The sequence below is a fragment of the Rhodococcus sp. PvP016 genome, from assembly GCF_017832185.1.
Taxonomy (GTDB): Bacteria; Actinomycetota; Actinomycetes; order Mycobacteriales; family Mycobacteriaceae; genus Rhodococcoides.
The window spans coordinates 2,193,963-2,220,061 of record NZ_JAFIBH010000001.1 but is presented as its reverse complement, the minus strand read 5'-3'; the positions used below and the strand labels follow the sequence as shown (position 1 = coordinate 2,220,061).

At 68.6% G+C, this 26,099-nt stretch carries 23 protein-coding genes and 1 tRNA gene; 11 read left to right on the top strand and 13 right to left on the bottom strand.

What is annotated here, in order from left to right; translation table 11 throughout:
• Nucleotides 1-152: 152 nt before the first annotated feature.
• Both JOE30_RS10400 and JOE30_RS10395 read right to left on the bottom strand, forming a co-directional pair.
• Nucleotides 153-797, bottom strand: a complete 645-nt coding sequence (locus JOE30_RS10400; protein ID WP_204866512.1) for a ScbR family autoregulator-binding transcription factor — start codon at nucleotides 795-797, stop codon at nucleotides 153-155.
• A gap of 162 nt (nucleotides 798-959) precedes the next feature.
• Nucleotides 960-1,550, bottom strand: coding sequence for a TetR/AcrR family transcriptional regulator (locus JOE30_RS10395; protein WP_204870240.1), 591 nt, complete (start codon nucleotides 1,548-1,550; stop codon nucleotides 960-962).
• Nucleotides 1,551-1,756: 206 nt separating this feature from the next.
• On the opposite strand from JOE30_RS10395, the gene JOE30_RS10390 reads away from it, so the two are divergent.
• The 3 genes from JOE30_RS10390 (at nucleotide 1,757) to JOE30_RS10380 (ending at nucleotide 4,401) form a co-directional block, all read left to right on the top strand.
• Nucleotides 1,757-1,827, top strand: a tRNA-Gln gene (locus JOE30_RS10390).
• Between the two features lie 107 nt (nucleotides 1,828-1,934).
• Nucleotides 1,935-3,413 (top strand): bifunctional UDP-N-acetylglucosamine diphosphorylase/glucosamine-1-phosphate N-acetyltransferase GlmU, encoded by a 1,479-nt coding sequence (gene glmU, locus JOE30_RS10385; protein WP_204866511.1) that lies wholly within the window; start codon nucleotides 1,935-1,937, stop codon nucleotides 3,411-3,413.
• Nucleotides 3,414-3,417: 4 nt separating this feature from the next.
• A complete protein-coding gene (locus tag JOE30_RS10380) occupies nucleotides 3,418-4,401 on the top strand; it encodes a ribose-phosphate diphosphokinase (RefSeq protein WP_204866510.1) in 984 nt (327 codons plus the stop codon).
• Nucleotides 4,402-4,468: 67 nt separating this feature from the next.
• Here the strand turns inward: JOE30_RS10380 and egtD are convergent, their stop codons facing one another.
• The 4 genes from egtD to egtA are packed head-to-tail and all read right to left on the bottom strand — an operon-like array spanning nucleotide 4,469 to nucleotide 8,818.
• Complete coding sequence (gene egtD / locus JOE30_RS10375; RefSeq protein WP_204866509.1) at nucleotides 4,469-5,455, bottom strand: L-histidine N(alpha)-methyltransferase; 987 nt, start codon at nucleotides 5,453-5,455, stop codon at nucleotides 4,469-4,471.
• A 49-nt stretch (nucleotides 5,456-5,504) separates the two neighbouring features.
• Nucleotides 5,505-6,236, bottom strand: a complete 732-nt coding sequence (egtC, locus tag JOE30_RS10370) for an ergothioneine biosynthesis protein EgtC (RefSeq protein ID WP_204866508.1) — start codon at nucleotides 6,234-6,236, stop codon at nucleotides 5,505-5,507.
• A gap of 3 nt (nucleotides 6,237-6,239) precedes the next feature.
• The gene (gene egtB, locus JOE30_RS10365; protein WP_204866506.1) at nucleotides 6,240-7,568 is read right to left on the bottom strand and encodes an ergothioneine biosynthesis protein EgtB; all 1,329 of its coding nucleotides are present in this window, start codon (nucleotides 7,566-7,568) and stop codon (nucleotides 6,240-6,242) included.
• Complete coding sequence (gene egtA, locus JOE30_RS10360; RefSeq protein WP_204866504.1) at nucleotides 7,565-8,818, bottom strand: ergothioneine biosynthesis glutamate--cysteine ligase EgtA; 1,254 nt, start codon at nucleotides 8,816-8,818, stop codon at nucleotides 7,565-7,567. Before egtA ends, egtB begins: the two co-directional genes overlap by 4 nt.
• 152 nt (nucleotides 8,819-8,970) lie before the next feature.
• Between egtA and JOE30_RS10355 the strand changes: the two genes are divergently transcribed.
• The 3 genes from JOE30_RS10355 (at nucleotide 8,971) to pth (ending at nucleotide 11,769) form a co-directional block, all read left to right on the top strand.
• A complete protein-coding gene (locus JOE30_RS10355) occupies nucleotides 8,971-10,176 on the top strand; it encodes an aminotransferase class V-fold PLP-dependent enzyme (RefSeq protein ID WP_204866501.1) in 1,206 nt (401 codons plus the stop codon).
• A gap of 248 nt (nucleotides 10,177-10,424) precedes the next feature.
• On the top strand, nucleotides 10,425-11,084 hold the full coding sequence (locus JOE30_RS10350; RefSeq protein ID WP_204866499.1) for a 50S ribosomal protein L25/general stress protein Ctc: 660 nt from the start codon (nucleotides 10,425-10,427) through the stop codon (nucleotides 11,082-11,084).
• 106 nt (nucleotides 11,085-11,190) lie between these two features.
• A complete protein-coding gene (pth, locus tag JOE30_RS10345; RefSeq protein ID WP_204866497.1) occupies nucleotides 11,191-11,769 on the top strand; it encodes an aminoacyl-tRNA hydrolase in 579 nt (192 codons plus the stop codon).
• Between the two features lie 10 nt (nucleotides 11,770-11,779).
• Here the strand turns inward: pth and JOE30_RS10340 are convergent, their stop codons facing one another.
• On the bottom strand, nucleotides 11,780-13,414 hold the full coding sequence (locus JOE30_RS10340) for a fatty acyl-AMP ligase (RefSeq protein ID WP_204866495.1): 1,635 nt from the start codon (nucleotides 13,412-13,414) through the stop codon (nucleotides 11,780-11,782).
• Nucleotides 13,415-13,578: 164 nt separating this feature from the next.
• On the opposite strand from JOE30_RS10340, the gene JOE30_RS10335 reads away from it, so the two are divergent.
• Together JOE30_RS10335 and JOE30_RS10330 are read left to right on the top strand one after the other, a co-directional pair.
• Nucleotides 13,579-15,219: a peptide chain release factor 3 gene (locus JOE30_RS10335; protein WP_204866493.1), complete on the top strand. Its 1,641-nt coding sequence runs from the start codon at nucleotides 13,579-13,581 to the stop codon at nucleotides 15,217-15,219.
• 290 nt (nucleotides 15,220-15,509) lie between these two features.
• Entirely contained in the window at nucleotides 15,510-15,854 is a 345-nt protein-coding gene (locus tag JOE30_RS10330; RefSeq protein WP_231476131.1) for a hypothetical protein, read from the top strand.
• A gap of 194 nt (nucleotides 15,855-16,048) precedes the next feature.
• Here JOE30_RS10330 and JOE30_RS10325 read toward each other — a convergent pair whose 3' ends face one another.
• The 4 genes from JOE30_RS10325 to JOE30_RS10310 form a co-directional block, all read right to left on the bottom strand.
• The gene (locus JOE30_RS10325) at nucleotides 16,049-16,726 is read right to left on the bottom strand and encodes a fasciclin domain-containing protein (RefSeq protein ID WP_204866491.1); all 678 of its coding nucleotides are present in this window, start codon (nucleotides 16,724-16,726) and stop codon (nucleotides 16,049-16,051) included.
• A gap of 163 nt (nucleotides 16,727-16,889) precedes the next feature.
• Entirely contained in the window at nucleotides 16,890-17,564 is a 675-nt protein-coding gene (locus tag JOE30_RS10320; protein WP_027504082.1) for a DUF4166 domain-containing protein, read from the bottom strand.
• Nucleotides 17,565-17,625: 61 nt separating this feature from the next.
• Nucleotides 17,626-19,410, bottom strand: a complete 1,785-nt coding sequence (locus JOE30_RS10315; RefSeq protein WP_204866489.1) for an ABC-F family ATP-binding cassette domain-containing protein — start codon at nucleotides 19,408-19,410, stop codon at nucleotides 17,626-17,628.
• The gene (locus JOE30_RS10310; RefSeq protein ID WP_204866487.1) at nucleotides 19,410-20,405 is read right to left on the bottom strand and encodes a 4-(cytidine 5'-diphospho)-2-C-methyl-D-erythritol kinase; all 996 of its coding nucleotides are present in this window, start codon (nucleotides 20,403-20,405) and stop codon (nucleotides 19,410-19,412) included. The genes JOE30_RS10315 and JOE30_RS10310 overlap by 1 nt, the downstream gene beginning before the upstream one ends.
• A gap of 85 nt (nucleotides 20,406-20,490) precedes the next feature.
• On the opposite strand from JOE30_RS10310, the gene JOE30_RS10305 reads away from it, so the two are divergent.
• Nucleotides 20,491-21,489 (top strand): YafY family protein, encoded by a 999-nt coding sequence (locus JOE30_RS10305; protein ID WP_204866485.1) that lies wholly within the window; start codon nucleotides 20,491-20,493, stop codon nucleotides 21,487-21,489.
• On the opposite strand, the gene rsmA is transcribed toward JOE30_RS10305, so the two are convergent.
• Together rsmA and JOE30_RS10295 are read right to left on the bottom strand one after the other, a co-directional pair.
• The gene (rsmA, locus tag JOE30_RS10300) at nucleotides 21,477-22,334 is read right to left on the bottom strand and encodes a 16S rRNA (adenine(1518)-N(6)/adenine(1519)-N(6))-dimethyltransferase RsmA (RefSeq protein ID WP_204870238.1); all 858 of its coding nucleotides are present in this window, start codon (nucleotides 22,332-22,334) and stop codon (nucleotides 21,477-21,479) included. The two genes, JOE30_RS10305 and rsmA, sit on opposite strands and share 13 nt — an antisense overlap.
• A gap of 92 nt (nucleotides 22,335-22,426) precedes the next feature.
• Entirely contained in the window at nucleotides 22,427-23,554 is a 1,128-nt protein-coding gene (locus JOE30_RS10295) for a resuscitation-promoting factor (protein ID WP_204866484.1), read from the bottom strand.
• A gap of 378 nt (nucleotides 23,555-23,932) precedes the next feature.
• On the opposite strand from JOE30_RS10295, the gene JOE30_RS10290 reads away from it, so the two are divergent.
• A complete protein-coding gene (locus JOE30_RS10290; protein WP_371831714.1) occupies nucleotides 23,933-25,321 on the top strand; it encodes an amino acid ABC transporter substrate-binding protein/permease in 1,389 nt (462 codons plus the stop codon).
• Nucleotides 25,318-26,085 carry an amino acid ABC transporter ATP-binding protein gene (locus JOE30_RS10285; RefSeq protein ID WP_081821039.1) on the top strand — a complete coding sequence of 256 codons (768 nt, stop codon included), beginning with the start codon at nucleotides 25,318-25,320 and terminating at the stop codon, nucleotides 26,083-26,085. Before JOE30_RS10290 ends, JOE30_RS10285 begins: the two co-directional genes overlap by 4 nt.
• The last annotated feature ends 14 nt before the right edge of the window (nucleotides 26,086-26,099 follow it).

Here is a 26,099-nt window from a genome sequence, read left to right as displayed (position 1 = left end):
GACGGAAAGACGACACGATCGTGCACCCGCAACGCTCGACACCCCTCACGGAGATCGATCGGTCGGTGACGACTCGGTATCGATTCTAGGAGCAGTCCCCGACAGAAACGACCATGGGCCGACCGAGGCGACCGCAGCGCGGCCGCTCGTCGTCAGGCGCCGTAGCGCAGGACACGACGGGCGGCGAACTCACGGAAGTAGTCGAGCTTGCGGCCGGGAACGAGCGACGGGAGCAGGTAGTGCCAGAGCCGCTCCATACGCGACGACAATTCCTTGGTGCTGTCGGTGGCCACCGCGACCATGTGGGCGCCGACGATGACCTCCAGGAACAGCATTCCGGTGGTCACGGGGTCGAGATCGGCCTCGAGGTCGCCCTCGTCGATGGCCCGGCGCGCCAGACCGGTGTGGTACTCGGCCCAGCCCTCCATGACGTTCTCTCCGGTGCCGCGGTAGTCGCCGATCTGGTGCTTGAGCCGGAACATCGCGGCGACCATCGGATCCGTGACCGCCAGATCGACCGTGATGTACGAGACACCGATCTCTGCTTCGAGGGCGGGGATCCGGCCGTCGTCCAGGGCGCGGCACGCCGTGGTGAGCCGCCGCACGCCCTCGTCGATGACGGCGCGGGCCAACTCCTCCTTCGACCCGAAGTGGAAGTAGAGAGCACCCTTGGTGACCTGCGACTGCGAAATGATCTCGCTGAGGCTGGCATTGGCGTACCCGAGCCGCAGAAAGACATGGGCGGCCCCCGCGAGCACCGTGTCTCTGGTGATCTCGGCGCGTGCCTGTCTGACCATGCGATCCGCCTCGAAAGTTTGGGGCATTCAATCCGTGAACAACGCGAGAACGGTACCACTGGACCACTACACAGCACGAGCACTCGTCCCGGAGTACGAGCGTCGTGTCGTCACGACCGACGAGGTGGTCCACCGTGACCACCTCCGGTGACACTCGCGCTTTCAGCTCCCCAACCGGGGATCGGGCTCCAGATTCGTGAGCCCGTTCCAGCACAGATTCACGATGTGCGCGGCCACCACCTCTTTCGACGGAGACCGTTCGTCCAGCCACCATTGCGCTGTCATCGACACCATTCCGACCAATGCCTGGGCGTACAGCTGGGCATTGGCCGGGTCGATGTCGCGGCGGGAGAAGTCACCCGCCAGGATGTGCCCCACCTGGCCGACGGCGTCGTTCAGCAGGCTCGAGTACGTTCCCTCGGCCGCGGCGACCGGGGAGTCGCGCACGAGGATGCGGAACCCGTCGCTGCGCTCCTCGACGTAGGTCAGCAGGGCCAGCGCCACCCGTTCGACCCGTATCCGGGACCGGTTCTCGGTCAGCGACGACGTGATCATGGACAGCAGTGTGGACATCTCGCGGTCCACCACCACGGCGTAGAGACCCTCCTTGCCGCCGAAGTGCTCGTAGACGACCGGCTTGCTCACCTGGGCGCGTTGCGCGATCTCCTCGATGGACGTGGCCTCGTAGCCACGCTCGGCGAACAGCGTGCGGCCGATCTCGATCAACTGGGCCCGGCGCTGGGTGCCCGTCATCCGGACGCGGGGCGCACGTTCCGGGACGCCGGCGTCACCGGGTGCACGCGGCTGATCGGGCTCGCGGGGCGCGTCGGGCGTCGAGGTCATGGAATCACTGTGACACGCGAGCGCTGCGCGGCGAGTGAGGCCTGCGGAGCGTTTTACGGAGCGGGTGCACTCGTGCGAGGATCGACGCGCTCGGCGCACGCCAGCCGAGGCTGTGATCCGCCGTGGTGTAATGGCAGCACCTCTGATTTTGGTTCAGATAGTTCAGGTTCGAATCCTGGCGGCGGAGCCGCTACGCCACAGCGGCGGAGCTGCTGTCGTAGAGCGGCGGAGCCGTGGCGACGCGTGTGGCGGGTCCCCCGCCCGGGGCACATCCGAAGTCGGTCGAGGAGATTCATGACGTCGAAGGTCGCTGTAGTCGTGCTCGCCGCGGGGGCGGGAACCCGGATGCGATCGAAGACTCCGAAGGTTCTGCACGAACTGGCCGGTCGGTCCATGCTCGCGCACGCTCTGCACGCGGCCGACGGGGTGGACCCCGACCACCTCGTCACGGTCGTCGGGCACGACCGCGAGAAGGTCTCGGCTGCCGTCGCCGATCTGGCCGAGACGCTGGGTCGGACCATCGACATCGCGGTGCAGGCCGAACAGCACGGCACCGGTCACGCGGTGCAGTGCGGCCTCGCGTCTCTGCCCGCCGACTTCGACGGCACCGTGGTGGTCACCGCGGGGGACGTGCCGCTGCTCGACGCCCACACGTTGCAGGCGCTCCTGCACGATCACCACTCCTCCGCGGAGCCCGTCGCGGTGTCGGTGCTCACCTTCGTCCCCGACGACGCGAACGGCTACGGCCGCATCGTCCGCGACGGATCCGGGCAGGTCCAGGAGATCGTCGAGCACGCCGACGCGACTCCCGATCAGCTCACCATCACCGAGGTGAACTCGGGTGTCTACGCCTTCGACGCGCAGTCGCTGCGGGTGGCTCTCGACTCGCTCGGCACCGACAACGCGCAGCACGAGCTCTACCTGACCGACGTCCTGAAGATCTCGCGCCGACGCGGCCTGCCGGTGTTCAGCACTCAGCTCACCGACCCGTCGCTGGTGCGCGGCGTGAACGACCGGGTGCAGCTGGCCGAGGTCACCCGCATCCTCAACGAGCACATCCTCGCCCGCCACATGCGCGCCGGGGTGACCGTGATCGACCCGTCGTCGACGTGGGTGGACATCGAGGTCGCCGTCGGACGCGACGCCGTGCTGCACCCCGGCACGCAGTTGCACGGACGCACCGTCATCGGTGAGGACGCGATCATCGGGCCGGACACGACGCTCACCGACGTGTCGGTCGGCGAGGGCGCGACGGTGGTCCGCTCGCACGGATTCGACTCGGTGATCGGTGCCGGAGCGACGGTGGGGCCCTTCACGTTCCTGCGGCCGGGCAGCGACCTCGGCGACCACGGCAAGCTCGGCGCCTTCGTGGAGACCAAGAACGCGACCATCGGAGCGCACTCCAAGGTGCCGCACCTGACCTATGTCGGCGACGCCAGCATCGGCGAACACTCCAACATCGGCGCGTCCAGCGTCTTCGTCAACTACGACGGCGTCGGCAAGAGCCGGACCGAGATCGGTTCGCACGTGCGCACCGGTTCCGACACCATGTTCATCGCGCCGGTGCGCGTGGGCGACGGGGCCTACACGGGCGCCGGAACCGTCCTACGCCATGATGTACCGGCGGGAGCGCTCGCCGTCTCCGGTGGTCCGCAACGGATCATCGAGGGCTGGGTGCAGAAGAAGCGTCCGGGATCGCCGGCGGCAGAGGCAGCCGAACGCGCCCGTTCGACCGAGGAATCACACGTGCACGAACCGAAGGACGGCGAGTAGAGCAGTGACCACAGCCAACTGGATCGACAACCAGAAGAACTTGATGCTCTTCTCCGGTCGCGCTCATCCCGAGCTCGCCGAGCAGGTGGCGAAGGAACTCGGGATCGAGGTCACCCCGCAGACCGCCCGCGACTTCGCGAACGGCGAGATCTTCGTCCGCTTCGAGGAATCCGTCCGTGGCTCCGACGCCTTCGTGCTCCAGAGCCACCCGTTCCCGCTGAACACATGGCTCATGGAACAGCTCATCATGATCGACGCGCTCAAGCGCGGATCGGCGAAGCGCATCACCGCGATCCTGCCGTTCTACCCCTATGCCCGCCAGGACAAGAAGCACCGCGGCCGCGAGCCGATCTCCGCGCGTCTGGTCGCCGATCTGCTCAAGACGGCCGGTGCCGACCGCATCATCACGGTCGATCTGCACACCGACCAGATCCAGGGCTTCTTCGACGGCCCGGTCGACCACATGCACGCGCACAGCCAGCTCGCCGACCACATCCGCGAGGGCTACAACCTCGAGCACATCACCGTGGTCTCCCCCGACTCCGGCCGCGTGCGCGTCGCGGAGAAGTGGGCCGACTCGCTCGGCGGGGCGCCGCTGGCGTTCATTCACAAGACGCGAGACCCGTTGGTGCCCAACCAGGTCAAGTCGAACCGGGTCGTCGGTGACGTCGAGGGACGCACCTGCATCCTGATCGACGACATGATCGACACCGGCGGCACCATCGCCGGCGCGGTGAAGGTGCTAAAGGAAGCCGGCGCGGGCGACGTCGTCATCGCCGCCACGCACGGCGTGCTGAGCCACCCGGCCGCCGAGCGCCTCGCATCGTGCGGCGCCAAGGAGGTCGTCGTGACCAACACGTTGCCCATCAGCGACGACAAGCTGTTCCCGTCGCTGACCGTGCTCTCCATCGCACCCCTGCTCGGCAAGACCATCCGTGAGGTCTTCGAGAACGGGTCCGTCACCAGCCTGTTCAACGGCAACGCCTGAGAAACGACGACACCGACAGACACTCCCCGCGGACCTCGTCCGCGGGGAGTGTCTGTCGTCGGGCGCCCTACTTCCGGGCGAGCACCAAGGCGAAGCGCTCGTCGGGATCGGTCCAGAACTCGTCGACGGTCAGCCCCGCGGCGGCCAGTTCGCCGGTGATCGACTCGCGGCGGAACTTGGCCGAGATCTCGGTCCGCATCTCCTCACCCGCCGCGAACTGCACGTTCAGGTCGAGATCCGCGACGCGCACCGTGTGGTCCCGACGCGCTCGGAGCCGCATCTCGATCCACTCGTTGCGCTCGTCCCACACGGCGACGTGCTCGAAGTCGTCCACGTCGAAGTCGGCGTCCAGCTGCCCGTTCAACACGGAGAGCACGTTCAGGTCGAACTGCGCCGTCACTCCCTGCGCGTCGTCGTACGCGGGCACCAGGATCGCCGGGTCGATGACCAACCCGACTCCGAGCAACAGGAACTCCCCCGTGTCGAGGGTGTTCGAGATGGCGGAGAGGAACTCGGCGCGCTCCTGCGGCACGAGGTTCCCGAGTGTGCCGCCCAGGAACGCCAGCGTCCTGCGCCCGCCGGTGGGCACCCAGAACAATCCACTGTCCGGGCCGCCGGTACTCGTGAAATCGCTGACCACTCCGTGGATCTCGAGGTTCGGATACTGACGCGACAACTCCTCCATCGCACCGGTCAGCGCCGACGGCGAGACGTCCTGCGGAACGTAGCGACGCAGGGTGCCGTGTTCCAGACCCGCGGACAGCAGCACTCGGGTCTTGTCCGACGATCCCGAGCCCAACTCGACCAACACCTCCACTCCCGTCACGCGCGCGATCTCCGCGGCCCGTTCGGTCAGCAGGGCGCGCTCGGTGCGCGTCGGGTAGTACTCGTCCAACTCGGTGATGCGCTCGAACAGTTCGCTGCCCACAGCATCGTAGAAGTACTTCGGCGGCAACCATTTCGGCGTCGCGGTGAGCCCGCGGCGGGCATCCTCCCGCAGCGATTCCTGTAGATCGCCCTCGGTGATGTGGATGTCCAGTGACGGCGCTGTCATGACGAACTCCTTGTTGCTGACGAGCATGGAAGGTGCAGGGATGGAGCGGTCAGAAGGTGGTGATGTCCACGGATCCCGGTCGGGCGGAGACGAGGCACCGATCGGGCACCTGCTGCCATCCGGGCAGCTCGTCGAGCGGTTCGGACGCGAGCACGACGCTGTCCTCGTCGTATCGGACGGAGAGCGAGTGGTACAGCGTCGTCGCCCAGAGCGACTCGCCGTCGCCGAGCAGCAGGTTGACGCGCGAGTCCGGAGCGGCGGCGTCGACGTCCGCCATCAGGCCGGCGAGCGCGTCCGCGGGATCGCGGTCCAGTAGACGCTGCTGCAGAATCGCCCACAGCACAGCGGAATCCGTCGGTGCCGCCAACCGCAGCAGCGTCTCGACGGGCACCTTCTCGGCGAGCGCGGAGACCGACTGCGGCCATCCGCGTACGACACCGTTGTGGCTGAACGCCCATCGCCCCTCGACGAAGGGCGCGCACGCCGACCGCTCGACCGGCATGCCGACGGTGGCGGACCGCACGGCCCCCATCACCGCCACCGAGCGGATGTGGGTGAGCGTGTCGGTGACGGCCGAATCACCCCACATCGGCATCGCGCTCCGATACGACGACGCGGTGCCGTTCGACCACCAGGCCGCACCGAAGCCGTCCGCGTTGATCGTGCCGCCACCGCGCATCTCGCGGGGTGCGTACGACTGGGTGAGCAGCGATGTCGGGCCCGCGGTGAGCACGTCTCCGACGGTGCGAGCGGGTCCGAGATAGCCGACGTGTCGGCACATCCGCTACCGGTGTCCCACGTCGCGGGCGCACCGGAAGCCGGCGAAGATCTGGCGCCGGATCGGGTGGTCCCAGTTGCGGAAGGTCGCGCGGACCGCCGTCTGGTCGGTGCCGAACGAGCCGCCGCGCAACACCTTGTAGTCGCCGCCGAAGAACACCTCGGAGTATTCCGGATAGGGAAACATCTCGAACCCGGGATACGGCTCGAAGTCGGATGACGTCCACTCCCAGACGTCCCCCATCAGCTGCTCGACGCCGAGCGGCGAGGCACCCTCGGGATACGCGCCGACGTCGGCGGGCTCGAGGTGTCGTTGACCGAGATTCGCGTGCCGTTCGTCGGCGTCGTCGTCGCCCCAGGGGTTTCGCCGGGAGAGCCCCGACGCGGGATCGAAGCGCGCCGCCTTCTCCCATTCCGCCTCGGTCGGCAGCCGCTTGCCGGCCCAGCGGGCGTAGGCGTCGGCTTCGAACCAGCTGACGTGAACCACGGGCTGCGCTGCTCGAATCTGCTTCGCGCGTCCGAAGACTCGACGCCACCACACACCGTCGTCGTCCTGCGACCAGAACTGCGGCGCGGTGAGACCGGCCTCGGTGCGGTGCGCCCAGCCGCGTTCGGTCCACAGTTCCTCGCGGTCGTAGCCACCGTCGGCGATGAACTGGAGGTACTCACCGTTGGTCACCGGAGCCGCGTCGATCGCGAAGGTGGGCACCTCGACACTGTGCGCGGGCCGCTCGTTGTCGAGGGCCCACGGATCGTCGCTGCTGCCCATCTCGAACGCACCACCGGGGACGATGACCTCGACGTCGTGGGCGGGCGGCAGTTGGGCGCGGGGAGCGTCGGGTGCCTCCAGCACGGCGTCGCCGGTGCGCAGCTGATGAGTCGCCAGCATCGTCTCGTCGTGCTGCTGTTCGTGCTGCGCGACCATCGCGAAGACGAAGCCGTTCTCCACCAGCCGACTCTCGTCGAAGGTGCAGCGCTGCAGCGCATCCAGCGACAGGGCTCGCACGGTGTCCACGTAGGTGCGCGCCTCGTCGGGCGACAGCAGATCGAGCCCCGGTCGGGTGGACCGTGCGTGGCGGAACGCGTCGTAGAGGTCGTCGATCTCCGGGTGCACGGCGTCGCGGCCGCCCACGTCGCGGACCAGCCACAGCTCTTCCTGGTTTCCTATGTGGGCGAGATCCCACACCAGTGGGCTCATCAACGGCGACACCTGCTCGCGCAGCCCGTCCTCGTCGAGGCACCGGGTGAGTGCCAGGGTCCGGGCGCGACTGCGCACCAGCATCGACTCGAGTCGGCCGCGCAACGCCACCGCGTCGACCGTCGTGTTCGCCGTCATCGTGAGAACTCCTTCCGTGCATCGCCTCGTGGTGGTGTCGCCGCTGTCCCGAGTGCCGTCGGCGGCTGGGCGGCGGAGCAGCGCGTCGCCGCGCGGCCCAGGGCTTCCCGCGCCTCGCCGTGGCTGGAATCGGCCGCGAGTGTCAGCAGCTCCACCGCGGCTCGCCGCAATGCCTGGTCGGCGAGTCCGTCCCGCGCCGCGTCCTCCCACCTGTTCAGAGTGGGTTCCGCCAGGTCCAGTGCCTGATCGGCCACCGAAGCGGAGGACAGCAGGGCGTCCACCGCGTACATCGGCACCTCCCACATCCCGTCGGGTTGGCCGTCGAGGTACCGGATCTCGAGGTGGCCGCTCGCTCGCACGAGGGGGAACACCGTCGTCAGGTGATAGTCCAGGTCGGCCGTCGTGGGGCGCCGACCCATGTCGTCGTCCAGGTCACCCGCGAGCCACTGTGCGAACGTGGCTTCGCGCGGCGGTGCGGTGAGGCGCCCGTCGCGTCGCACACACAGGAGCGGGACGTCCATCACCCAGCGCGCGTAGTCACGGACGGGGTCGACCCCCAGAGGGACGCGCGTGCGGGTGCGGTCCAGTTCGAACCAGGTGCGCATGCGCTGCGAGGCCCACCGACCGTCGGGAACGCCGTGCAGAGCGGGCGTGGTCGCGAACGCCGCCAGCAGCGCCGGACCCACGGCATGCACTGTGGCCCAGCGCCGTCGGATCTGCTCGTCGTCGCCGCCGGCGTCCACACTGACCTGGACCGCGGCCGTGTTGCACATCATGAGCTTGCCGTACGGGCCGTACTGCTCGAAGCGCCGCTCCATCGCGCAGTAGCGCGGCAGCGTGAGCAGTCGGTCGGGAGGTCGCTGCGTGTCCGCGCCGCCTCCGGCCAGCGAGATCCCCTGCGAGTCGAGCAGGCGGGACAACGACCGCTCGTCGTCGCGCAGCGCCTCGACGACGGAGGCGAGGGACGTGGCGGGCGAGGACGACAATTCGATCTGACCACCGGGCTCGACGGAGACGACACTTCCGGAGCGGAGGGCGAGTGCGGGGGACTCGCGCCGAAGAGACTGCGGGGTGTGGGCACCCAGTGCCTCGGCGAGCGAGTCGAGAGTGGGACGTGCGCCGGACGGGGTCCGGGTGAACCATTCGAGTTCTGCGCCGATCAGAGTCGGCGGCCCCACCTTGAAACAGACCCGGGCGAGGTATGCCTCGGCGGCGGGCCGCGAACTGAGAGTGCCGGAAACGGCCGTCATGGATGCCTCCGCGGGGTGACGGTGGAGCGTGAAGTGGAACGGGCACTGCGTACGGGAACAGGAACGGACACTGCGTGTCCGGATGACGACTACCCCCGCCCTCCACAGACTAATCGTTCCCGCGTGCGGTCGCCGGTAGTGTCGGCATCACTGTGAACGCCACCCCCGAGACGGACACCGTCGACGTACTCGCCGCCCGCGCGGACACCCCTGCCGCCGAGCACGGGGTGTTCCTCGACAGCGCCGGCTCGTCCCTACCGCCTCAGCGCGTCGTCGAGACGGTCGTCGGACACCTGCGTCGTGAGGCCGAGGTGGGTGGATACCGCGCGGCGCGTGAACGCTCCGAGGATCTCGCCGCGGTGCGCACGTCCGTCGAGACGCTGATCGGAGCCCCGACCGGCACCGTGGCACTGTCCGACAGCGCCACGCGGGCCTGGTGCGACTTCTTCTACGCGGTGCCGCTCTCCCCCGGTGACCGCATCCTGGTCTCCACCGTCGAGTACGCCACCAACGCGATCGCCGCGCTGCAGCGGGCGCGGGCCACCGGCGCCGTGGTCGACACCATTCCCGTGGACCCGTCCGGACGCATCGATCTCGAGGCTCTCGAGCGGATGATGGACGATCGCGTCGCGCTGGTCTCCCTCGTGCACGCGCCGACCAACGGTGGCCTGTTGAATCCGGTCCGGGAGATCGTCGACCTGGCCCACCGTCACGGGGCCCTCGTGCTGCTCGACGCCTGCCAGTCGGTGGGCCAGATCGCCCTCGACGTGGACGAGCTCGGCGTGGACGCTCTCTCCGGGACGGGACGCAAGTGGCTGCGTGGTCCGCGCGGTACCGGTTTCCTTCACATCGCTCCGTCGGTGCTCGACACCCTCGAGCCGCGATCACTGGATCTGCACAGTGCCTCCTGGACCGGTCCCGATTCGTACACCGTCGCCGACGACGCGCGGCGGTTCGAGACGTGGGAACACGACGTCGCGGCCCGGCTCGGTCTCGGAGCCGCCGTCGATCTCCTGCTCGAACTCGGACCGAGCGCGGTGGAAGCCGCGGTGCGTGCGCGGGCCGAGCGGCTGCGGAACGCCCTCGCCGAGGTGCGCGGCATCGCGGTGCACGACCTCGGCGAGCACCACACCGGCATCGTGACCTTCACCGTCGAGGGCGTCGCGCCCGCCGCGGTGAAGGATGCACTGGCGGATCGCGACGTCACCGTCTCCGTCAGCCCGGCGTCGTCGACTCTGCTCGACATGACGGCCCGCGGACTGGACTCCCTCGTCCGGGCGTCTCCCCACTACTTCCTGACCCTCGATCAGATCGATCACGCCGTGGACGAGTGCCGGGCCCTGACGTCGCAGCGGTGACCAACCGACCCGACGGTGACGAGCAGGGGCGATTCGCGGCCGATCGGCGCGTTCGGGTAGTGTTCACGCCGTTGTCTCGGCGAGGGTGACGAGTGCGCAGTGCGTACGTCACCGTGATCGACGCAGGCGCGGTCTCGCAGCCGTCCTCGTTCGTGTCCACGCCGAGCGAGTAGTACCCGCAGCAGTCACACCGGACCGCAGCCGTTTCAGACCGCAGTCACACCAGATCTTCCGAGGAGCCCCGTCACATGGCCAACGTTCTCAACGCCACCGTCCGCACCGAGTTCGGCAAGGGCGCAGCCCGCCGCACCCGGCGCGACGGTCTCGTCCCCGCCGTCCTGTACGGACACGCCACCGAGCCCAAGCACCTCTCGCTCCCGTCCCGCGAGTTCGCCGCCGTGCTCCGCGCCGACGGCACCAACGCCGTCATCGAGCTCCAGGTCGACGGCGAGAAGCACCTCGCCCTCACCAAGTCGGTCGTGGTCCACCCGATCCGTAACTACATCGAGCACGCCGACCTCCTCGTCATCCGTCGCGGCGAGAAGGTCACCGTCGAGATCAACGTCATCGTCACCGGCGACGCGGCGCCCGGCGCCCTCGTCACCACCGATGCCAACGTCATCGAGATCGAGGTCGACGCGACCCAGATCCCCGAGCAGTTCGAGGTCTCCGTCGAGGACGCCGAGATCGGCACCCAGATCCTCGCCTCGTCGATCGAGCTGCCGTCCGGCGCGACGCTGATCTCCGATCCCGAGCTCCTCCTCGTCAATGTCGTCGAGGCGCCCAGCGAGGCTGCACTCGAGGCCGAGGGCGCGGGCGACCTCGCCAGCAACGTCGCCGCCGAGGAAGAGGAGGCTGTCGAGGACAGCTCCGCCGCCGACGAGGCCGCAGCAGCAGACGAGAACTGATCCACCGAGTACCACCGCGGCGCGCCTCCCTCACCGGAGGCGCGCCGTTTCTCGTTCCCCACTCGGAACGACCCCGCACGTCACGAGCTGAAAGCGACTGCCGCACATGACCGATCGCCCTGCTCTCGTCATCGGCCTGGGCAATCCCGGGCCGCAGTACGAGCGCACCCGACACAACGTCGGCGCCGTCGTCGTCGACACCCTGGCGGAGCGGATGCGGGGGTCGTTCTCGTCGCACAAGCGCAGCAACTCCGACGTGCTCCAGGCACGGCTCGGAACTCGCCCGGTCGTGCTGGGGAAGCCGCGGTCGTACATGAACGAGTCCGGCGGCCCGGTCGCCAATCTCGCCCGGTTCTTCTCCGTGGCGCCGGCGGACATCATCGTGGTGCACGACGAACTCGACGTCGACCTCGGTCAGGTGCGGCTGAAGACGGGCGGCGGCGAGGGCGGGCACAACGGGCTGCGCTCGATCTCGAAGTCGTTGTCCACCAAGGACTACCTTCGCGTCCGGGTCGGGGTGGGGCGGCCGCCCGGCCGGATGGATCCGGCGTCGTACGTACTGAAGCCGTTCGCCGCCTCCGAGCGCGACGAGTTGGCGATCGTGGTGGAGGAGGCCGCGGACGCAGTGGAGCTGCTCCTGAAGGGCAGCCTCGAGGACGCGCAGAACCGCATCCACCGACCCTGAGGCACTGCGCTCAGCCGAGGAGCGATGCCGAGTTCGCGCGGCGGAGCTTGCCCGAGGACGTCTTCGGAATGGTGCCGGGACCGAGCACCGCGACTGTGCGAGGACGAACCCCCACTTCGGAGAACACCGCGTGCACGATGTCGTGCTCGATGCGCTTGACCGCATCCGGGTCGGCGATCTCGTTGGTCTCCGCCGCGACCGCGAAGCTCTCCCGCTTCTGCCCCGCATCGAGACGGATCGCGACGGCATTGCCCGGCCGGACGCCCGCGACGGTGCCCACGGCACGCTCGATGTCGGTCGGATAGATGTTGCGGCCGCCCATGATGATGACGTCCTTGATGCGCCCGCAGACGACGACCAGGTCCTCCTCCGTGAAGTACCCGATGTCGCCGGTGTCGAGCCACCCGTCGTCGTCCTGCGCGGACACCGCGCCCTCCACCGTGATGTACCCGGGCGTCACCGCCGGCCCCCGCACCTGGATGACGCCGACGCCGCGGCTCGGGAGCACCTGGCCCTCGCCGTCGACGACGCGCCCCTCGAGATTCGGCACCATCCGCCCGAGCGTCGCGAGACGACGGACGTTGCCCTTGGTCGACGGAACGGCGCGGCCCATCACCTCGAGCAGGTCCGCGTCGACCACGTCGAGCACCTGGCCCTGATCGCGTACCGGGATCGACACCGCGAGCGTCGTCTCCGCCATCCCGTAGACGGGTGCGAGAGCCGTCGGGGCGAGCCCGAACCGGGCGCCCGCCTCCGCGAGGGCGAGCATCGTGTCGGGATCCACCGGCTCGGCCCCGTTCCACGCGTAGCGCAACGACGACAGATCGAGGGCCGTGTCGGCGGACGCCTGCTTCAGCCTGCGCGCGAGCAACGAGTACGCGAAGTTGGGAGCGGCGGTGACGGTGCCGCGGTACTTGTCGATCAGTTGGGCCCACAGCAGCGGTGAGCGCAGGAAGTCGATCGGCGTGATGCTGACGACCTCGGCACCGACCTGCATCGGCACCGACAGGAACCCGACCATCCCCATGTCGTGGAACAGCGGGAGCCAGCTGACCATCACGTCGTCCTCGAGCGAGTACTCGATCCGATCGATCATCGCGTAGGCGTTGACGTAGAAGTTCTCGTGGGTGATGCGCACGGCCTTGGGAGATCCGGTGGACCCGGACGTGAGCTGTTGCAGCGCGATGTCGGACTCGTCGGTGTGCACGGGATCGATGTCCTCACCGCCGCGCAGGTCGTCGATGGTCAACACGGTGATCCCGCGTTCCTCCAGGATGGGCGCCGCGGCGTCGAACGGTGCGCCGAGCACCACCGCGGCGGCGTCGATCATCCGGATGACGGTCTCGGTGTCGGCACCCCACACGGCGAGATCGGTGCGCGGCGTCGGTTGATGCAGCATGGTCACGGACGCGCCGCGCATCCACGCCGCTTGGCACGACGGCGCGATGTCCACCGGCTGACCGGCCAGGATGCCGATCGCGTCCCCGCGTGAGACCCCCGCCGCAGCGAGCCCGCCGGCCATCCGGCGCGCGACCGCATGGATGTCGCCCCACGTCTGCCGCAACGGGGCGTCGGGCTCACCGGTGACGAGACCCCGCTCGGTCGTGGCCGCGGTCGCGTACATCTCCTCGGTGAACCTGCTCAACGTCACTCCCTCGTCGCTGGTGCGTGCCGGGTACGCGCACCACTGTTACATCCGGACGACGGTGACCGCTGTTACGGACGGACGGGCTCGGCGTGTCGGCCGAGTACCCTGGGTACGTTCCGACCAGTGATCCGCACAGCTGCGGTCACCGAAGAAAGGCCCTCGTGAGCACCCCGTCCGTCGACACCGACACCACCACCGCGGTTCCCGCCGCCGGCACCACCCCGCCGAAGAACCTCCGGCGCGAGGTGGAGCGTCGTCGCACCTTCGCGGTGATCTCGCACCCCGACGCCGGCAAGTCGACGCTCACCGAGGCTCTGGCTCTGCACGCGCGGAAGATCTCCGAGGCCGGTGCGATCCACGGGAAGTCGGGTCGCCGCTCCACCGTCTCCGACTGGATGGAGATGGAGAAGGCGCGCGGAATCTCCGTGAGTTCGACGGCGCTGCAGTTCGACTACGCCGATCACACCATCAACCTGGTGGACACCCCCGGTCACGCCGACTTCTCGGAGGACACCTACCGCGTGTTGACCGCGGTGGACGCCGCCGTGATGCTCATCGACGCGGCGAAGGGTCTGGAACCGCAGACGCTCAAGCTGTTCCAGGTGTGTCGGCACCGCGGCATCCCCGTCATCACCGTCGTCAACAAGTGGGACCGGCCGGGCCGCTCCCCCCTCGAGCTGCTCGACGAGATCGAGGAGCGCATCGGTCTGACGCCGACCCCGCTGTACTGGCCCGTCGGCATCGCGGGTGACTTCCGCGGACTGCTCGACGTGTCGGAGCACCAGTACATCCACTTCACCCGCACGGCCGGTGGCGCGACCATCGCACCCGAGGAGTTCATGGACTCCGAGGCCGCGCAGTCCCGTGAGGGCGACGACTGGACCACCGCCGTCGAGGAGAGCGAGTTGCTCGTCGAGAGCGGGCAGCGCCACGACGAGGACGAGTTCCTCGCGGGCCGGACGTCTCCGGTGATCTTCGCGTCGGCGATGCTCAACTTCGGCGTGCACCAGATTCTCGACACCCTCGTCTCGTTCGCCCCGGCCCCGGGCCCCCGTCCCGACGTGGCCGGCGGCGAGCGCGAGGTCACCGACCCCTTCAGCGCGGTCGTGTTCAAGGTGCAGGCCGGTATGGACACGGCGCACCGCGACCGCCTCGCCTTCATGCGCGTGGTCTCCGGAGTCTTCGAGCGCGGCATGGTGGTCACCCATGCGCAGACGGGCAAACCGTTCACGACGAAGTACGCGCTGACGGTGTTCGGCCGCGAGCGCACCACGGTGGAGAACGCCTACCCCGGCGACGTCGTCGGTCTGGTCAACGCCACCGCGCTCGCTCCCGGCCACACGCTGTACGCGGATCGCAAGGTCGAGTTCCCGCCGATCCCGTCCTTCGCTCCCGAGCACTTCGCCGTCCTCCGTGCGGAGAGCGCGAGCAAGTACAAGCAGTTCCGTCGCGCCGTGGATCAGATGGATCAGGAGGGTGTCGTCCAGATCCTCCGCAACGACATCCGCGGAGACGCGTCTCCCGTCCTCGCCGCCGTGGGTCCGATGCAGTTCGAGGTGGTGTCCGCGCGCATGAAGTCGGAGTTCGGTGTCGAGGCGCGCATGGAGCCCCTGGGCTACTCGATCGCCCGTCGCACCGACGCGGCCTCCGCCGGCGAGCTCGGTCGGCAGCGCGGCGTCGAGGTGTTCACCCGCACGGACGGCGTGATGTTGGCGCTGGTGAGTGACAAGTGGCGGTTGCAGTACATCCAGAAGGAGTTGCCGGACCTGCTGCTCGAGCCGCTGGTCGCCGCAGCCGACTGATCCTCTGGGACATCTCCACACCACCTCACCCTCAAATTGGTGTCATCTCCAATCCATAGGGTCAAAACTGTTCGCTGTTTCCTTCCCGTGGTACTTTTTCTCTGTTCGAACGTACTTCTGGTTTGTTCTTCGGAAGTACTCGAGTCACGTACCGAGACGATCGAGGAGCAGTCCGAGTAATGAGCGATGGATCAAGTGGGCCCCTCACGGGGATCAAGATCGGCAAGGCACCAGCCCACCGATCCAACGGGACACCTTCGAGCGTCACTCCGAGCAAAAGTGAGGTCGACATGACAACCAGTGATCAGATTTCCGAACACGCGTTGCCTGGCGGCAGCACGTCCACCAACGGATCGTCGAACGGCAGCAGCTTCGCCTCGGGCCGTCACCCGAGCCCCGATCGCCGCACGGCCATGGGCATCGCGTCCATCCGCATCGCGGGCCGGCTGACCCAGAACGAGATCACCAGCCGCGACACGCGCCCGATGGATTCCTCCACCGGCCCCGACGAGCTGCTGCAGCTCCTCGGTGAGTACCTCACCTCCGGTGGGCTCGCGAGCCCGGAGCTGCACGTGCGGTCCAACGGCACGACGGTGGTGCTCGATCTGCAGAACCCCGCCAAGGGCTTCCGCTGATCTTCCCCTGACGCACGAGAGAGGCCCCCGGCATCGCCGGGGGCCTCTTTCCTGCTCTCACAGTCCGTGCCCGTGACGCACGAAGGCGACCCGAGAAGAATCTCGGGTCGCCTCGTACTACTTCACGACGGACACAGTCGGGGGACGACCGCCGCGAAGAGAGTGTTCGTCCTCATGATCCCTGTGGAAAGGGATCAGGCGGGGGGCATCATGACCGAGTCGACCAGGTAGACGGTCGCGTTGGCGGTCTTGACGCCACCGCAGACCAGGTTCGAGTCGTTGAACTTGAGCGACTCGCCCTCACCGGTGATGTTGACTGCCTGGCCCTCGACCGAGGTCTGCTCGCCGGCGATCGCGTCAGGCGCGAGCTGGCCGGGGATCACGTGGTACGTGAGGATCTTGGTGAGCAGCGCCGAATCGGTCTTCAGCGTCTCGATGGTGGCCGGGTCGATCTTCGCGAACGCGTCGTCGGTCGGGGCGATGACGGTGAACTCGGAGCCGTTCAGCGTGTCGACCAGGTTGACGTCCGGGTTCAGTCCACCGGAGACCGCTGCGGTCAGGGTGGTGAGGATCGGGTTGTTGGAGGCGGCGACGGCGACCGGATCGGCAGCCATTCCGCTCACGGAGCCGGCGCCATCCGGAACCTGCTCGGCGTAACCGGCGCAGCCGGAGCCGACGAGGTTGGAGGCCGGGTCGGCGCTCGAGTTCATCGCGGTCGAGGAGGACATGGCCGACGAGGTCATCGACTCCATGCTGCTGCTCGCGGTGGTCTCGGTGGTGCTGCTTTCGTCGGACGAACATGCGGACAGTCCGAGGAGTGCAACTGCTGCGAAGCCGACTGCTACTGCACTCTTGCTCTTGGTGACGCTCATGGCGAGAACCCTTCTTGTACGGATCTGATAGCCGCTCACCGCCGGTGATGATCACCGGCCGCTGTCGGTTGTGTCATCCACCATTCGGATCCGGGTCCCATGGGGGATTGGTGACGGTTGTGAGAAAAATTCCGCACCAGTCACTTCGGGGTCCGACCAGCGATCACTCCCTGGGATCGGTACGCCCCGGCCCCAATTCGGCGGGCAGATCGGTCGGAAGGCAGGTTTCCTGTGTGGCCGTGAACCATCCGGTGTACCGGAACAACCGCCCGAGCGTGCGGCCACGCACCTCGATGTCGATGCGGTGGCGCTGCTGCTCCTCGTCCCACCACTCGCGGCCGATGGTCTCCGCCGACAGAAGACCCGGCGGCTTGATCGACCCACGCGGAGCGAGGAACCGGGGCAGACCGCTGTCGAGCCGCAGACCACCGTCGGCGTCCGCGGAGCACTGGGTGTGCACCACCATGTCGGGGCCGGCACCGATGTAGTCGAGTGCGCCGCGCGATCCCACGACCATCACCGAGTCGAGTGCCACCTCGTGGCCGGGGAACTGGAACCGCCGGACGAACGCCAGCGTGGGCCTGCCCAGCTCGTCCGTGTACGCGTAGTTGGCGATGGTGAAGGGGATGTTCTCGCCCGAGTCGGAAGGGACCATCCGCCGCTTGCCACCGAGCCACAGGGCCGGCGGCGGCAGCAGAGGAGAGTGCGTGATGGTCTCCATGACACCGGTACCGAACTGCGCCACATGATCGTCCGCACCGAAACCGAAGCGCCACTGCACCTTCGGGTGAAGCTTCTCGAACTCCGAGCCCATGACCTCGGACACGACGGATGTCATCGTCACTCCTCGCGCAGAACGCGGTCGCCGATCGACCGCCTGAACGCGAGGGTAGACCGTGTCAGCCCAGTTCCTCGGCCAGCTCCATCCACCGCTCCTCGACGGAATCCTTCTCCGCGACGACGGTGAGCAGCTCGGCGTTGAGCGACTGCAGGGTCGCAGGATCCGTGGCCGCCTCCGCCAGCGAGGTGTGCAGTGCGCGCACGCGATCGTCGAGCTTGACCAGGGACCGCTCGAGCTTCGAGAGTTCCTTGCGTGCGGCACGCTCGTCGGCGCCGCCCTTCGCCGCCGCCGGCTTCGCTCCCCCGCCCGACGTCATGCCTGGTGCCGCGTCGTCGGCCGCGGCGATTCGCGCGCGACGCCGCAGGTACTCCTCGATGCCACCCGGCAGGTTGGTGAGCTTGCCGTCGCCGAACAGGGCCCACGTCGAGTCGCAGACGCGCTCGATGAGGTACCGGTCGTGACTGATGACGATCATGGTGCCGGCCCAGCCGTCGAGCAGATCCTCGAGCTGCTGCAGCGTGTCGATGTCGAGGTCGTTGGTCGGCTCGTCGAGGAGCAGGACGTTCGGCTCGGACATCAGGACGCGTGTCAGCTGCAGTCGGCGGCGCTCGCCACCGGAGAGGTCACCGACGGGCGTGCGCTGCCGCGCAGGCGTGAAGCCCAGCCGCTCGGCGAGCTGCCCGGCCGAGATCTCCCTGTCGCCCAACTGGATTCGTTCAGCGACGTCCTGGACCGCCTCGAGTACGCGCATCCCGACGGGCAGGTCGTCGAGCTCCTGGCGGAGCCAGCCGATGCGCACCGTCTTGCCCTCGATGCGGCGGCCCTTCGCGGGTTCGAGCTCGCCGGCGATGGTGCGGAGCAACGTCGTCTTGCCGGAGCCGTTGACGCCGACGAGACCGATGCGCTCCCCCGGCGCGAGGCGCCACGTGAAGTCCTCCACCAGCACGCGACCGTCCGGGGTCGCCAGCGTGGCGTCCTCGAGCTCGATGACGATGCGGCCCAACCGCGTCTGCGCGAACTTCGACAACGCGACCGAGTCGCGGGGCGGCGGCACGTCCGAGATGAGGGCCTCGGCCGCCTCGATGCGGTAGCGCGGCTTCGAGGTACGAGCGGGCGGGCCGCGGCGCAGCCAGGCCAGTTCCTTGCGGGCGAGGTTGCGGCGACGATCCTCCGCGGCGTCGGCCTGGCGAGAGCGCTCCGCTCGGGCGAAGATCCAGTCGGCGTAGCCGCCCTCGTAGGTCTCGACCTGGCCGTTCACCACTTCCCAGGTGCGGGTGGCGACGGTGTCGAGGAACCACCGATCGTGGGTGACGACCACCAGTGCGGACCGCCGGTTCACCAGGTGCTCCGCCAGCCACTGGACGCCCTCGACGTCGAGATGGTTGGTCGGCTCGTCGAGCACGAGCAGATCGAGGTCCTGCACCAGTGCGGCGGCGAGCGCCGTGCGTCGGCGCTCACCTCCCGACAACTGTTCGACCGGTGCGTCGAGCCCGAGACCGGTGATGCCGATGCCGTCCAGAACGCTGCGGATCCGCGCGTCACCGGCCCACTCGTGCTCGGCGACACCGAGCGGCGCGAGGACGATGTCCCCGATGGTGGACCCGGGCGGCAGGACACCACGCTGCGTCACGACGGCCATCCGGAGGCCGCCCACGCGGCTCACCCGGCCCGCGTCGGGCTGCTCGACGCCCGCGAGCACCTCGAGCATGGTGGTCTTGCCGTTGCCGTTCAGGCCCACGACGCCGATGCGCTCGTTCTCCTGGACACCGAGCGAGACGCCGTCGAGGAGCGGCTTCACGCCGAAGGATTTGGAGACCTGCTCCAGGTTGATCAGGTTGGCCATCAGTGGTGTCCCCGGTCCCTGTCTGTCGATGTGCGGTCTGTCGCTGTGCGGTCGGGGTGGCGTCCGTCGGGTCGCGTGCCGTCACCCCGCACGCGGGCGCCGGGAACGGGTCCCGACGCGACGCGGACGGTGCGGCAGACGCCCGCTCCGGAGAGTTCCGCGCCGACCTCGACCGCGTGGTCGGCGGAGGCGCAGAGGAAGGCGCAGGTGGGGCCGGACCCGGAGACGATGCCGGCGATGGCACCCGCCTCGGTACCGGCGCGCAGGGTGCGACGAAGACCTGGTTCGAGGGACAGCGCCGCGGCCTGGAGGTCGTTGCCCAGGAGCGGCCCGACCCGCGCCGGATCGCCCGACGCCAGGGCCTGCATCAGCTCGTCGGGTGCGCCGAGGCGCGGGGGCGTTCCCCGTTCGCGCAGCCGGTCGAGTTCGCGGTAGACCGCGGGCGTCGAGAGGCCACCCTTCGCGAGGGCGAGCACCCAGTGGAAGGAGTTGCGTGAGAGCACCGGCAGCAGCTTCTCGCCGCGGCCCGTGCCGACGGCCGTGCCACCGGCGACGGAGAACGGGACGTCGCTGCCGAGCTGCGCCGCGAAGTCCATGATCTTCTCGCGGGACAGGCCGAGGTTCCAGAGCGCGTCCAGAGCGACGACGGTCGCGGCCGCGTCGGCGCTGCCCCCGGCCATGCCCCCCGCGACGGGAATGCCCTTGTCGATGCTGATGGCGACGGCCGGGCGACGACCGGCATGGGCGGCGACGAGTTCGGCCGCCTTCCACGCCAGGTTGGTGTGGTCGGTGGGAACGATGCCCGCATCGTCTCCGTACACGCTGACGGACAGTGTCTCCGCGGCCACGACGGAGACGTCGTCGACGAGGGAGAGCGCGTGGAAGACGGTGGTGAGTTCGTGGTAGCCGTCGGGGCGCAGGTCGCCCACGGCAAGGTGCAGATTGACCTTGGCGGGAGCGCGGACCGAGACCGGCCGCGGAACGACTGTGAGCACGTCTCACCACTGTAGTCGGCGTGCGCCCGAGTACCGAACCGGATCGAGGACCCGAACTGTCCGCTGTCGGGTGCATCATGACGACATGCGCGAGACGTCCGCTCGACTGCTGGCTCTGCTGTCGTTGCTGCAGACCCGGCGCGACTGGTCCGGGGCCGATCTGGCCGAACGGCTCCAGATCACTCCGCGCACCGTGCGCCGCGACATCGACCGGCTGCGGTCGCTGGGCTATCCGGTGGACGGAACGGTCGGCGTCGGCGGCGGGTATCGGCTGGGCGCAGGCGCGGAGATGCCACCCCTGCTCCTGACGGACGACGAGGTGATCGCCGTGGCACTCGGGCTGCAGAGTGGCGCGTCCGCGTCCGTCACCGGCACCGCGGAGTCCTCGATCGGGGCCCTCACCAAGCTGCGGCAGGTGATGCCGTCACGGCTGCGTCACCGACTCGACGCACTGCAGATCGACGTCGTGCAGTCACGTCCGGTCCAGTCGAGCGTCGACGCGTCGGTCCTGACGGCGTTGGCGACCGTGTGCCAGAACCACGAGCGCCTGCGTTTCGACTACCGCACCCACGGCGGGGACACCATGCGGCGTGAGGTCGAGCCGTACCGGCTCGTGCGATCGGGGTTGCGGTGGTACCTCGTGGGCTGGGACCTCGCCCGTGAGGACTGGCGGTCGTTCCGCGTCGACCGCCTCGACCCGAAGGTGCCGACAGGGCCGCGCTTCACTCCTCGCGCCCTGCCCGAGGGCGGCGCCGCAGAGTTCGTGTCGAGGGGCATCGATCGGGCGTTCTCGGCCGCCCGCGGACGGGTCGTCCTGCACGTGCCGTTCGAGCGGATCGAGGACCGCGTCGATCCGCAGTGGGGCACCCTCGCCCGACTCGACGACGAGCGGTGCGAGGTCTCGGTCACCGCGGACACCTACCCGTCGATGGCGCGGTGGCTCGCCGCCTTCGACGTGGACTTCACGGTGTGCGGTCCGCAGGAGTTGATCGACGCCTGCGAGGTCGAGTCACGACGACTCGACCGTGTCGCCGCCCGATACGCCCGTGCCCGCGACGAGCACCGCACGCGTCAGGACCCGTGAGCACCGGTGGTCTGCGCCAGTCGGACGAACGCCGCGGCGTCGAGCGTTTCCCCGCGCGCCGACGGATCGATACCCGCTTCGAGGAGTCGCGTCTCCGCCATGGCCGCCGACCCGGCCCACCCCGCCAGAGCCGCACGTAACGTCTTGCGCCGCTGCGCGAATGCCGCGTCCACGACGGCGAACAGGGTGCGGCGGAACGTCTCGTCCATCGGCCACTGCGGATTCTCGTGCCGATCGACCCGCACCAGACCCGACTCCACCTGCGGCACCGGCCAGAACACCGAACGGCCCACGGCGCCCGCGCGGCGGACGTCGCCGAAGTACGCGGCCTTCACACTCGGCACCCCGTAGGTCTTGCTGCCGGGAGGAGCCGCCAGCCGGTCCGCCACCTCCGACTGCACCATGACCAGCGCGGTGCGCAGGGTGGGGATCAGGGCGAGCAGGTGCAGCAGCACCGGCACCGCCACGTTGTACGGGAGGTTGGCCACCAGTGCGGTCGGCGCGCCGGGAATCTCGTCGCGGCGCACGCGCAGGGCGTCGGCACCGACCACGGCCAACCGGTCGACACGTGACTCGGCGCGCTCGGCGACGGTCTGCGGAAGACGCTGCGCCAGTACCGGGTCGATCTCCACGGCGACCACGTCGTGCACGACGTCGAGCAACGCAAGGGTCAATGATCCGAGCCCCGGCCCCACCTCGAGCACCGTGTCGTCCGGACCGACACCAGCCGCGGTCACGATTCGCCGCACCGTGTTCGCGTCATGGACGAAGTTCTGGCCCAGGGTCTTGGTGGGACGGACGCCCAGCTCGGCTGCGAGGGTGCGCACCTCCGCGGGCCCCAGCAGACGGACGCGTGCCGGACCGGTAGCGGAATCGGACGCCGGCGAATCGGACGTCGGCGGGGCGACGGGAGGTTCGGACACGGGTGGAGCGTATGTCAGCGCAGCCCGAGCCTGCTGGTGCAGGAGGGCCAGGCGCCCCAGCCCTGGGTGCGCTGGGTCTGCGACGCGATCGCGATCTGCTCCTCGCGGGTGGCCAGGTCGGCGCGCGCCGCGTACTTGAGCCCGCCCTGCCGCTCCCAGGTGTTCTGGTCGAACTGCACGCCGCCGAAGAAGCCGTTGCCCGTGTTGATGGCCCAGTTCCCGGTGGCCTCGCACTGCGCGAGCGCGTCCCAGACGGCGCCGTTCTCGACCGGCGGCACCTCGGTGCCGGGCTTGGCACCGACGCGCACGGTCTTGGCGACCGGCGGTGTCGTGACGTCGGCCTTCACGAGCGTGCGGGAGACCTCGACACCGTTGACCTTGTTCACCGAGTAGGTCGCGTTCTGCTCGCCCGGAGCACCGGCGGACTCCTCGATCGTCTTGCTCATGTTCATCGTCGGGTCCTCGATGCGCTGATCCGGCGCGACGACGGGTTCGGTGACGCTGACGGTCTCCGTCCGATCTCGGGTCACCGTGACCACGGCGCCCTCGACGAGCGGCTCGTCCGCCGCGGGTGCGACGGTGTCGTTCTGCTCGAGCGGCGCACCGGCCGCGGCGAGGAACTCGCCGATGGTGGGCGCGGCGAGCCGCATCGGTGCAGGCGACGCGGCGCCGTCGGCAAGGGTCACGGACTTCGGCAGCACGACGTTGACGGAGGCACCGTCGAGCGGCAGCGGGTCGGACTCCGACTCGTCGATGTGGACGTCGGGAGCGATGCCCAACTGATCCTTGGCCTCGGCGACGGTGGAGGCGGTGGTCCACACCGTCGTCGGCGCACCGTCCACGGTGAGAGTCACCTCGCGGGCCCGCTTGAGCGTGACGGTCTCACCGTCGTCGAGGGGCGCATCCGCGGCGGGCGCGACCTCGTCCCGCTCGGTGGGCTGATATCCGGCGGCCTCGAGAGCGCTGCGGACGTCGGTCGTCATCGTGGAGAGCTGGACCTGCTGCCCGTCCACGTCGATCGTGACGGTCTTGTGGCGGGCCACCGCGACGCTGGCTCCCACGACGAGGGTGGCGAGAAGTGCGGCCACCACGACGTACAGCAGGCGGGACCGGGCGGAGTTGAGTCTGGCGACGTGCGACATCGTTACTGCGCTCCCGCCCGGGTGGACACGACTGGTCGAACGGACATCACGGACGAATAACGCAACTTCGGTTCCTTGCCGGGTCGAGACGATCACGAGGCCGAGAGGCTCGCATCGGGGTCATACGATCACGATACGGTAACGAGCGGGCACAGGTTCGGCAACTTCGTGGCCTCGAGCAGCCCGTCGACCGTTCCTACCTTCCGGTAAGGGTCGTCACGAGCCCCCCGGCCGATAGGGTCCGACCCGACTGTTCACCTGCACCAGACCGGAAGGCTCTTCGTGAATCCGACCTCCCCACCGCGACCCGAACGGGGACGGTGGCACCGACTGCGCCGCCTCCCGGCGATCACCGCCGTCGTGGCACTCGTCGCGTTGGTGCTCGCACCCGCAGCGCAGGCCCAGCCGGCGCCCCCGAGCCCGGTGGAGGGTCGCACGTTCGCCATTGCCACCGACGTGACCTTCGCACCGTTCGAGTTCCAGAACTCCGACGGTCAGTTCGTCGGTATCGACATGGACCTCATCCGGGCGATCGCGGAGGACCAGGGTTTCCAGGTCGACATCCGGCCCCTCGGGTTCGACGCGGCGCTGCAGGCGGTGCAGGCGAACCAGGCCGACGGCGTCATCGCCGGCATGACGATCACGCCGGCGCGTGAGGCCGTCTTCGACTTCTCCGAGCCCTACTTCGAGTCCGGCGTACAGATGGCCGTGCTCGAGAACTCGTCGATCACCTCGTACGACGATCTCTCCGGGCAGCAGGTCGCGGTCAAGAACGGCACCGAGGGCGCCGACTTCGCGGAGAGCATCAAGGCGCAGTACGGCTTCACGACGCGATACTTCGCCGACTCCGCCAGCATGTACGACGAGGTGCGCACCGGGAACTCGGTCGCCGTGTTCGACGACTACCCGGTGCTGCAGTACGGCATCACTCAGGGGAACGGTCTGAAGACGGTCACGGAGAAGGAGTCGCCGAGCAACTACGGCTTCGCCGTGGACAAGGGCGCCAACCCCGAGCTGCTCGCCGCGTTCGACACCGGACTCGCCAACCTGCGGTCGTCCGGCCAGTACGACGAGATCCTCGGTACCTACATCGGCGCCGCGGCGGACGAGACGGACAACTCGATCCCCGGACTGATCAAGAGCGAGTACAAGGAACTGCTGAAGGGCCTCTGGCTCACGATCGTCCTGACGGTCATCTCCATCGTGCTGGCCCTGATCCTCGGCGCCGTCTTCGGACTCTTCCGGGTGTCGACGAAGGCGTGGCTGCGCGGGATCGGCGCCACCTACGTGGCGATCTTCCGCGGCACTCCACTGCTGGTGCAGGCCTTCTTCATCTACTTCGGCATTCCCGCCGCGCTCAGCTTCCAGATGTCGGCGTTCACGGCCGGCATCATCACGCTGTCGCTCAACGCCGGTGCGTACATGGCGGAGATCGTCCGCGGCGGCATCCTGTCGGTGGACAAGGGTCAGATGGAGGCCTCGCGCAGTCTCGGTATCAGCTACCTGACGTCCATGCGCAAGGTCGTGATGCCGCAGGCGATCCGGACGATGATCCCGTCCTACATCAACCAGTTCGTCATCACGCTGAAGGACACCTCGATCCTGTCGGTGATCGGCCTGGCCGAGCTCACCCAGTCGGGGCGCATCATCATCGCCCGCAACTTCCAGTCCTTCAACATGTGGCTGATCATCGGCGTCATGTACTTCGTCATCATCATGGCGTTGACGATGCTGTCGAACCGTCTCGAGAAGAGGATCAACAAGTGAGCACCGAGACCACCGCGCCCGACGCCGCTGCGGCCGAGGTCAAGATCCGCGCCATCGGACTGAAGAAGTCGTTCGGCGATCTCGAGGTGCTCAAGGGCCTCGACGTCGACGTCCACTCGGGCGAGGTGGTGTGTGTCATCGGCCCGTCCGGCTCCGGCAAGAGCACCTTCCTCCGGTGCCTCAACAAGCTCGAGGACATCACGGGCGGCACGGTCGTGGTCGACGGTTTCGACCTGACCGATCCGAAGGTGAACCTCGACTCCGTGCGCCAGCACATCGGCATGGTGTTCCAGCACTTCAACCTCTTCCCCCACATGAGTGTCATCGAGAACGTGATGCTCGCGCCCGTGGAGACGAAGAAGTCGGACAAGTCGAAGGCGCGCGAGAACGCCGTTCGTCTGTTGGCCCAGGTGGGCCTGGCCGACAAGGAGAACGCGAAGCCGGCGCAGTTGTCGGGTGGGCAGAAGCAGCGTGTCGCCATCGCACGAGCACTGGCGATGGACCCGGACATCATGCTGTTCGACGAGGCCACGAGTGCATTGGACCCCGAGATGGTCGGCGAGGTCCTGCAGGTCCTCCGCGATCTGGCGAAGGGCGGCATGACGATGGTCGTCGTCACGCACGAGATGGGCTTCGCCCGCGAGGTGTCCGACCGTGTGATCTTCATGGCGGAGGGGTACATCGTCGAGGAGGGTTCGCCGGACGACCTGTTCGGCAACCCGCAGCACGAGCGAACGAAGGACTTCCTCGACAAGGTCCTGTGAGATGCGGGCCCCGC

What these genes read in the sequence shown, in the direction of transcription:
- JOE30_RS10325 (WP_204866491.1), bottom strand. Translation starts at nt 16,726, where the DNA reads ATGAGCGTCACCAAGAGCAAGAGTGCAGTAGCAGTCGGCTTCGCAGCA.
- JOE30_RS10400 (WP_204866512.1), bottom strand. Translation starts at nt 797, where the DNA reads ATGGTCAGACAGGCACGCGCCGAGATCACCAGAGACACGGTGCTCGCG.
- JOE30_RS10295 (WP_204866484.1), bottom strand. Translation starts at nt 23,554, where the DNA reads ATGTCGCACGTCGCCAGACTCAACTCCGCCCGGTCCCGCCTGCTGTAC.
- pth (WP_204866497.1), top strand. Translation starts at nt 11,191, where the DNA reads ATGACCGATCGCCCTGCTCTCGTCATCGGCCTGGGCAATCCCGGGCCG.
- egtD (WP_204866509.1), bottom strand. Translation starts at nt 5,455, where the DNA reads ATGACAGCGCCGTCACTGGACATCCACATCACCGAGGGCGATCTACAG.
- JOE30_RS10320 (WP_027504082.1), bottom strand. Translation starts at nt 17,564, where the DNA reads ATGACATCCGTCGTGTCCGAGGTCATGGGCTCGGAGTTCGAGAAGCTT.
- JOE30_RS10305 (WP_204866485.1), top strand. Translation starts at nt 20,491, where the DNA reads ATGCGCGAGACGTCCGCTCGACTGCTGGCTCTGCTGTCGTTGCTGCAG.
- egtC (WP_204866508.1), bottom strand. Translation starts at nt 6,236, where the DNA reads ATGTGCCGACACGTCGGCTATCTCGGACCCGCTCGCACCGTCGGAGAC.
- JOE30_RS10350 (WP_204866499.1), top strand. Translation starts at nt 10,425, where the DNA reads ATGGCCAACGTTCTCAACGCCACCGTCCGCACCGAGTTCGGCAAGGGC.
- JOE30_RS10315 (WP_204866489.1), bottom strand. Translation starts at nt 19,410, where the DNA reads ATGGCCAACCTGATCAACCTGGAGCAGGTCTCCAAATCCTTCGGCGTG.
- egtB (WP_204866506.1), bottom strand. Translation starts at nt 7,568, where the DNA reads ATGACGGCGAACACGACGGTCGACGCGGTGGCGTTGCGCGGCCGACTC.
- egtA (WP_204866504.1), bottom strand. Translation starts at nt 8,818, where the DNA reads ATGACGGCCGTTTCCGGCACTCTCAGTTCGCGGCCCGCCGCCGAGGCA.
- JOE30_RS10330 (WP_231476131.1), top strand. Translation starts at nt 15,510, where the DNA reads ATGACAACCAGTGATCAGATTTCCGAACACGCGTTGCCTGGCGGCAGC.
- JOE30_RS10395 (WP_204870240.1), bottom strand. Translation starts at nt 1,550, where the DNA reads ATGACGGGCACCCAGCGCCGGGCCCAGTTGATCGAGATCGGCCGCACG.
- glmU (WP_204866511.1), top strand. Translation starts at nt 1,935, where the DNA reads ATGACGTCGAAGGTCGCTGTAGTCGTGCTCGCCGCGGGGGCGGGAACC.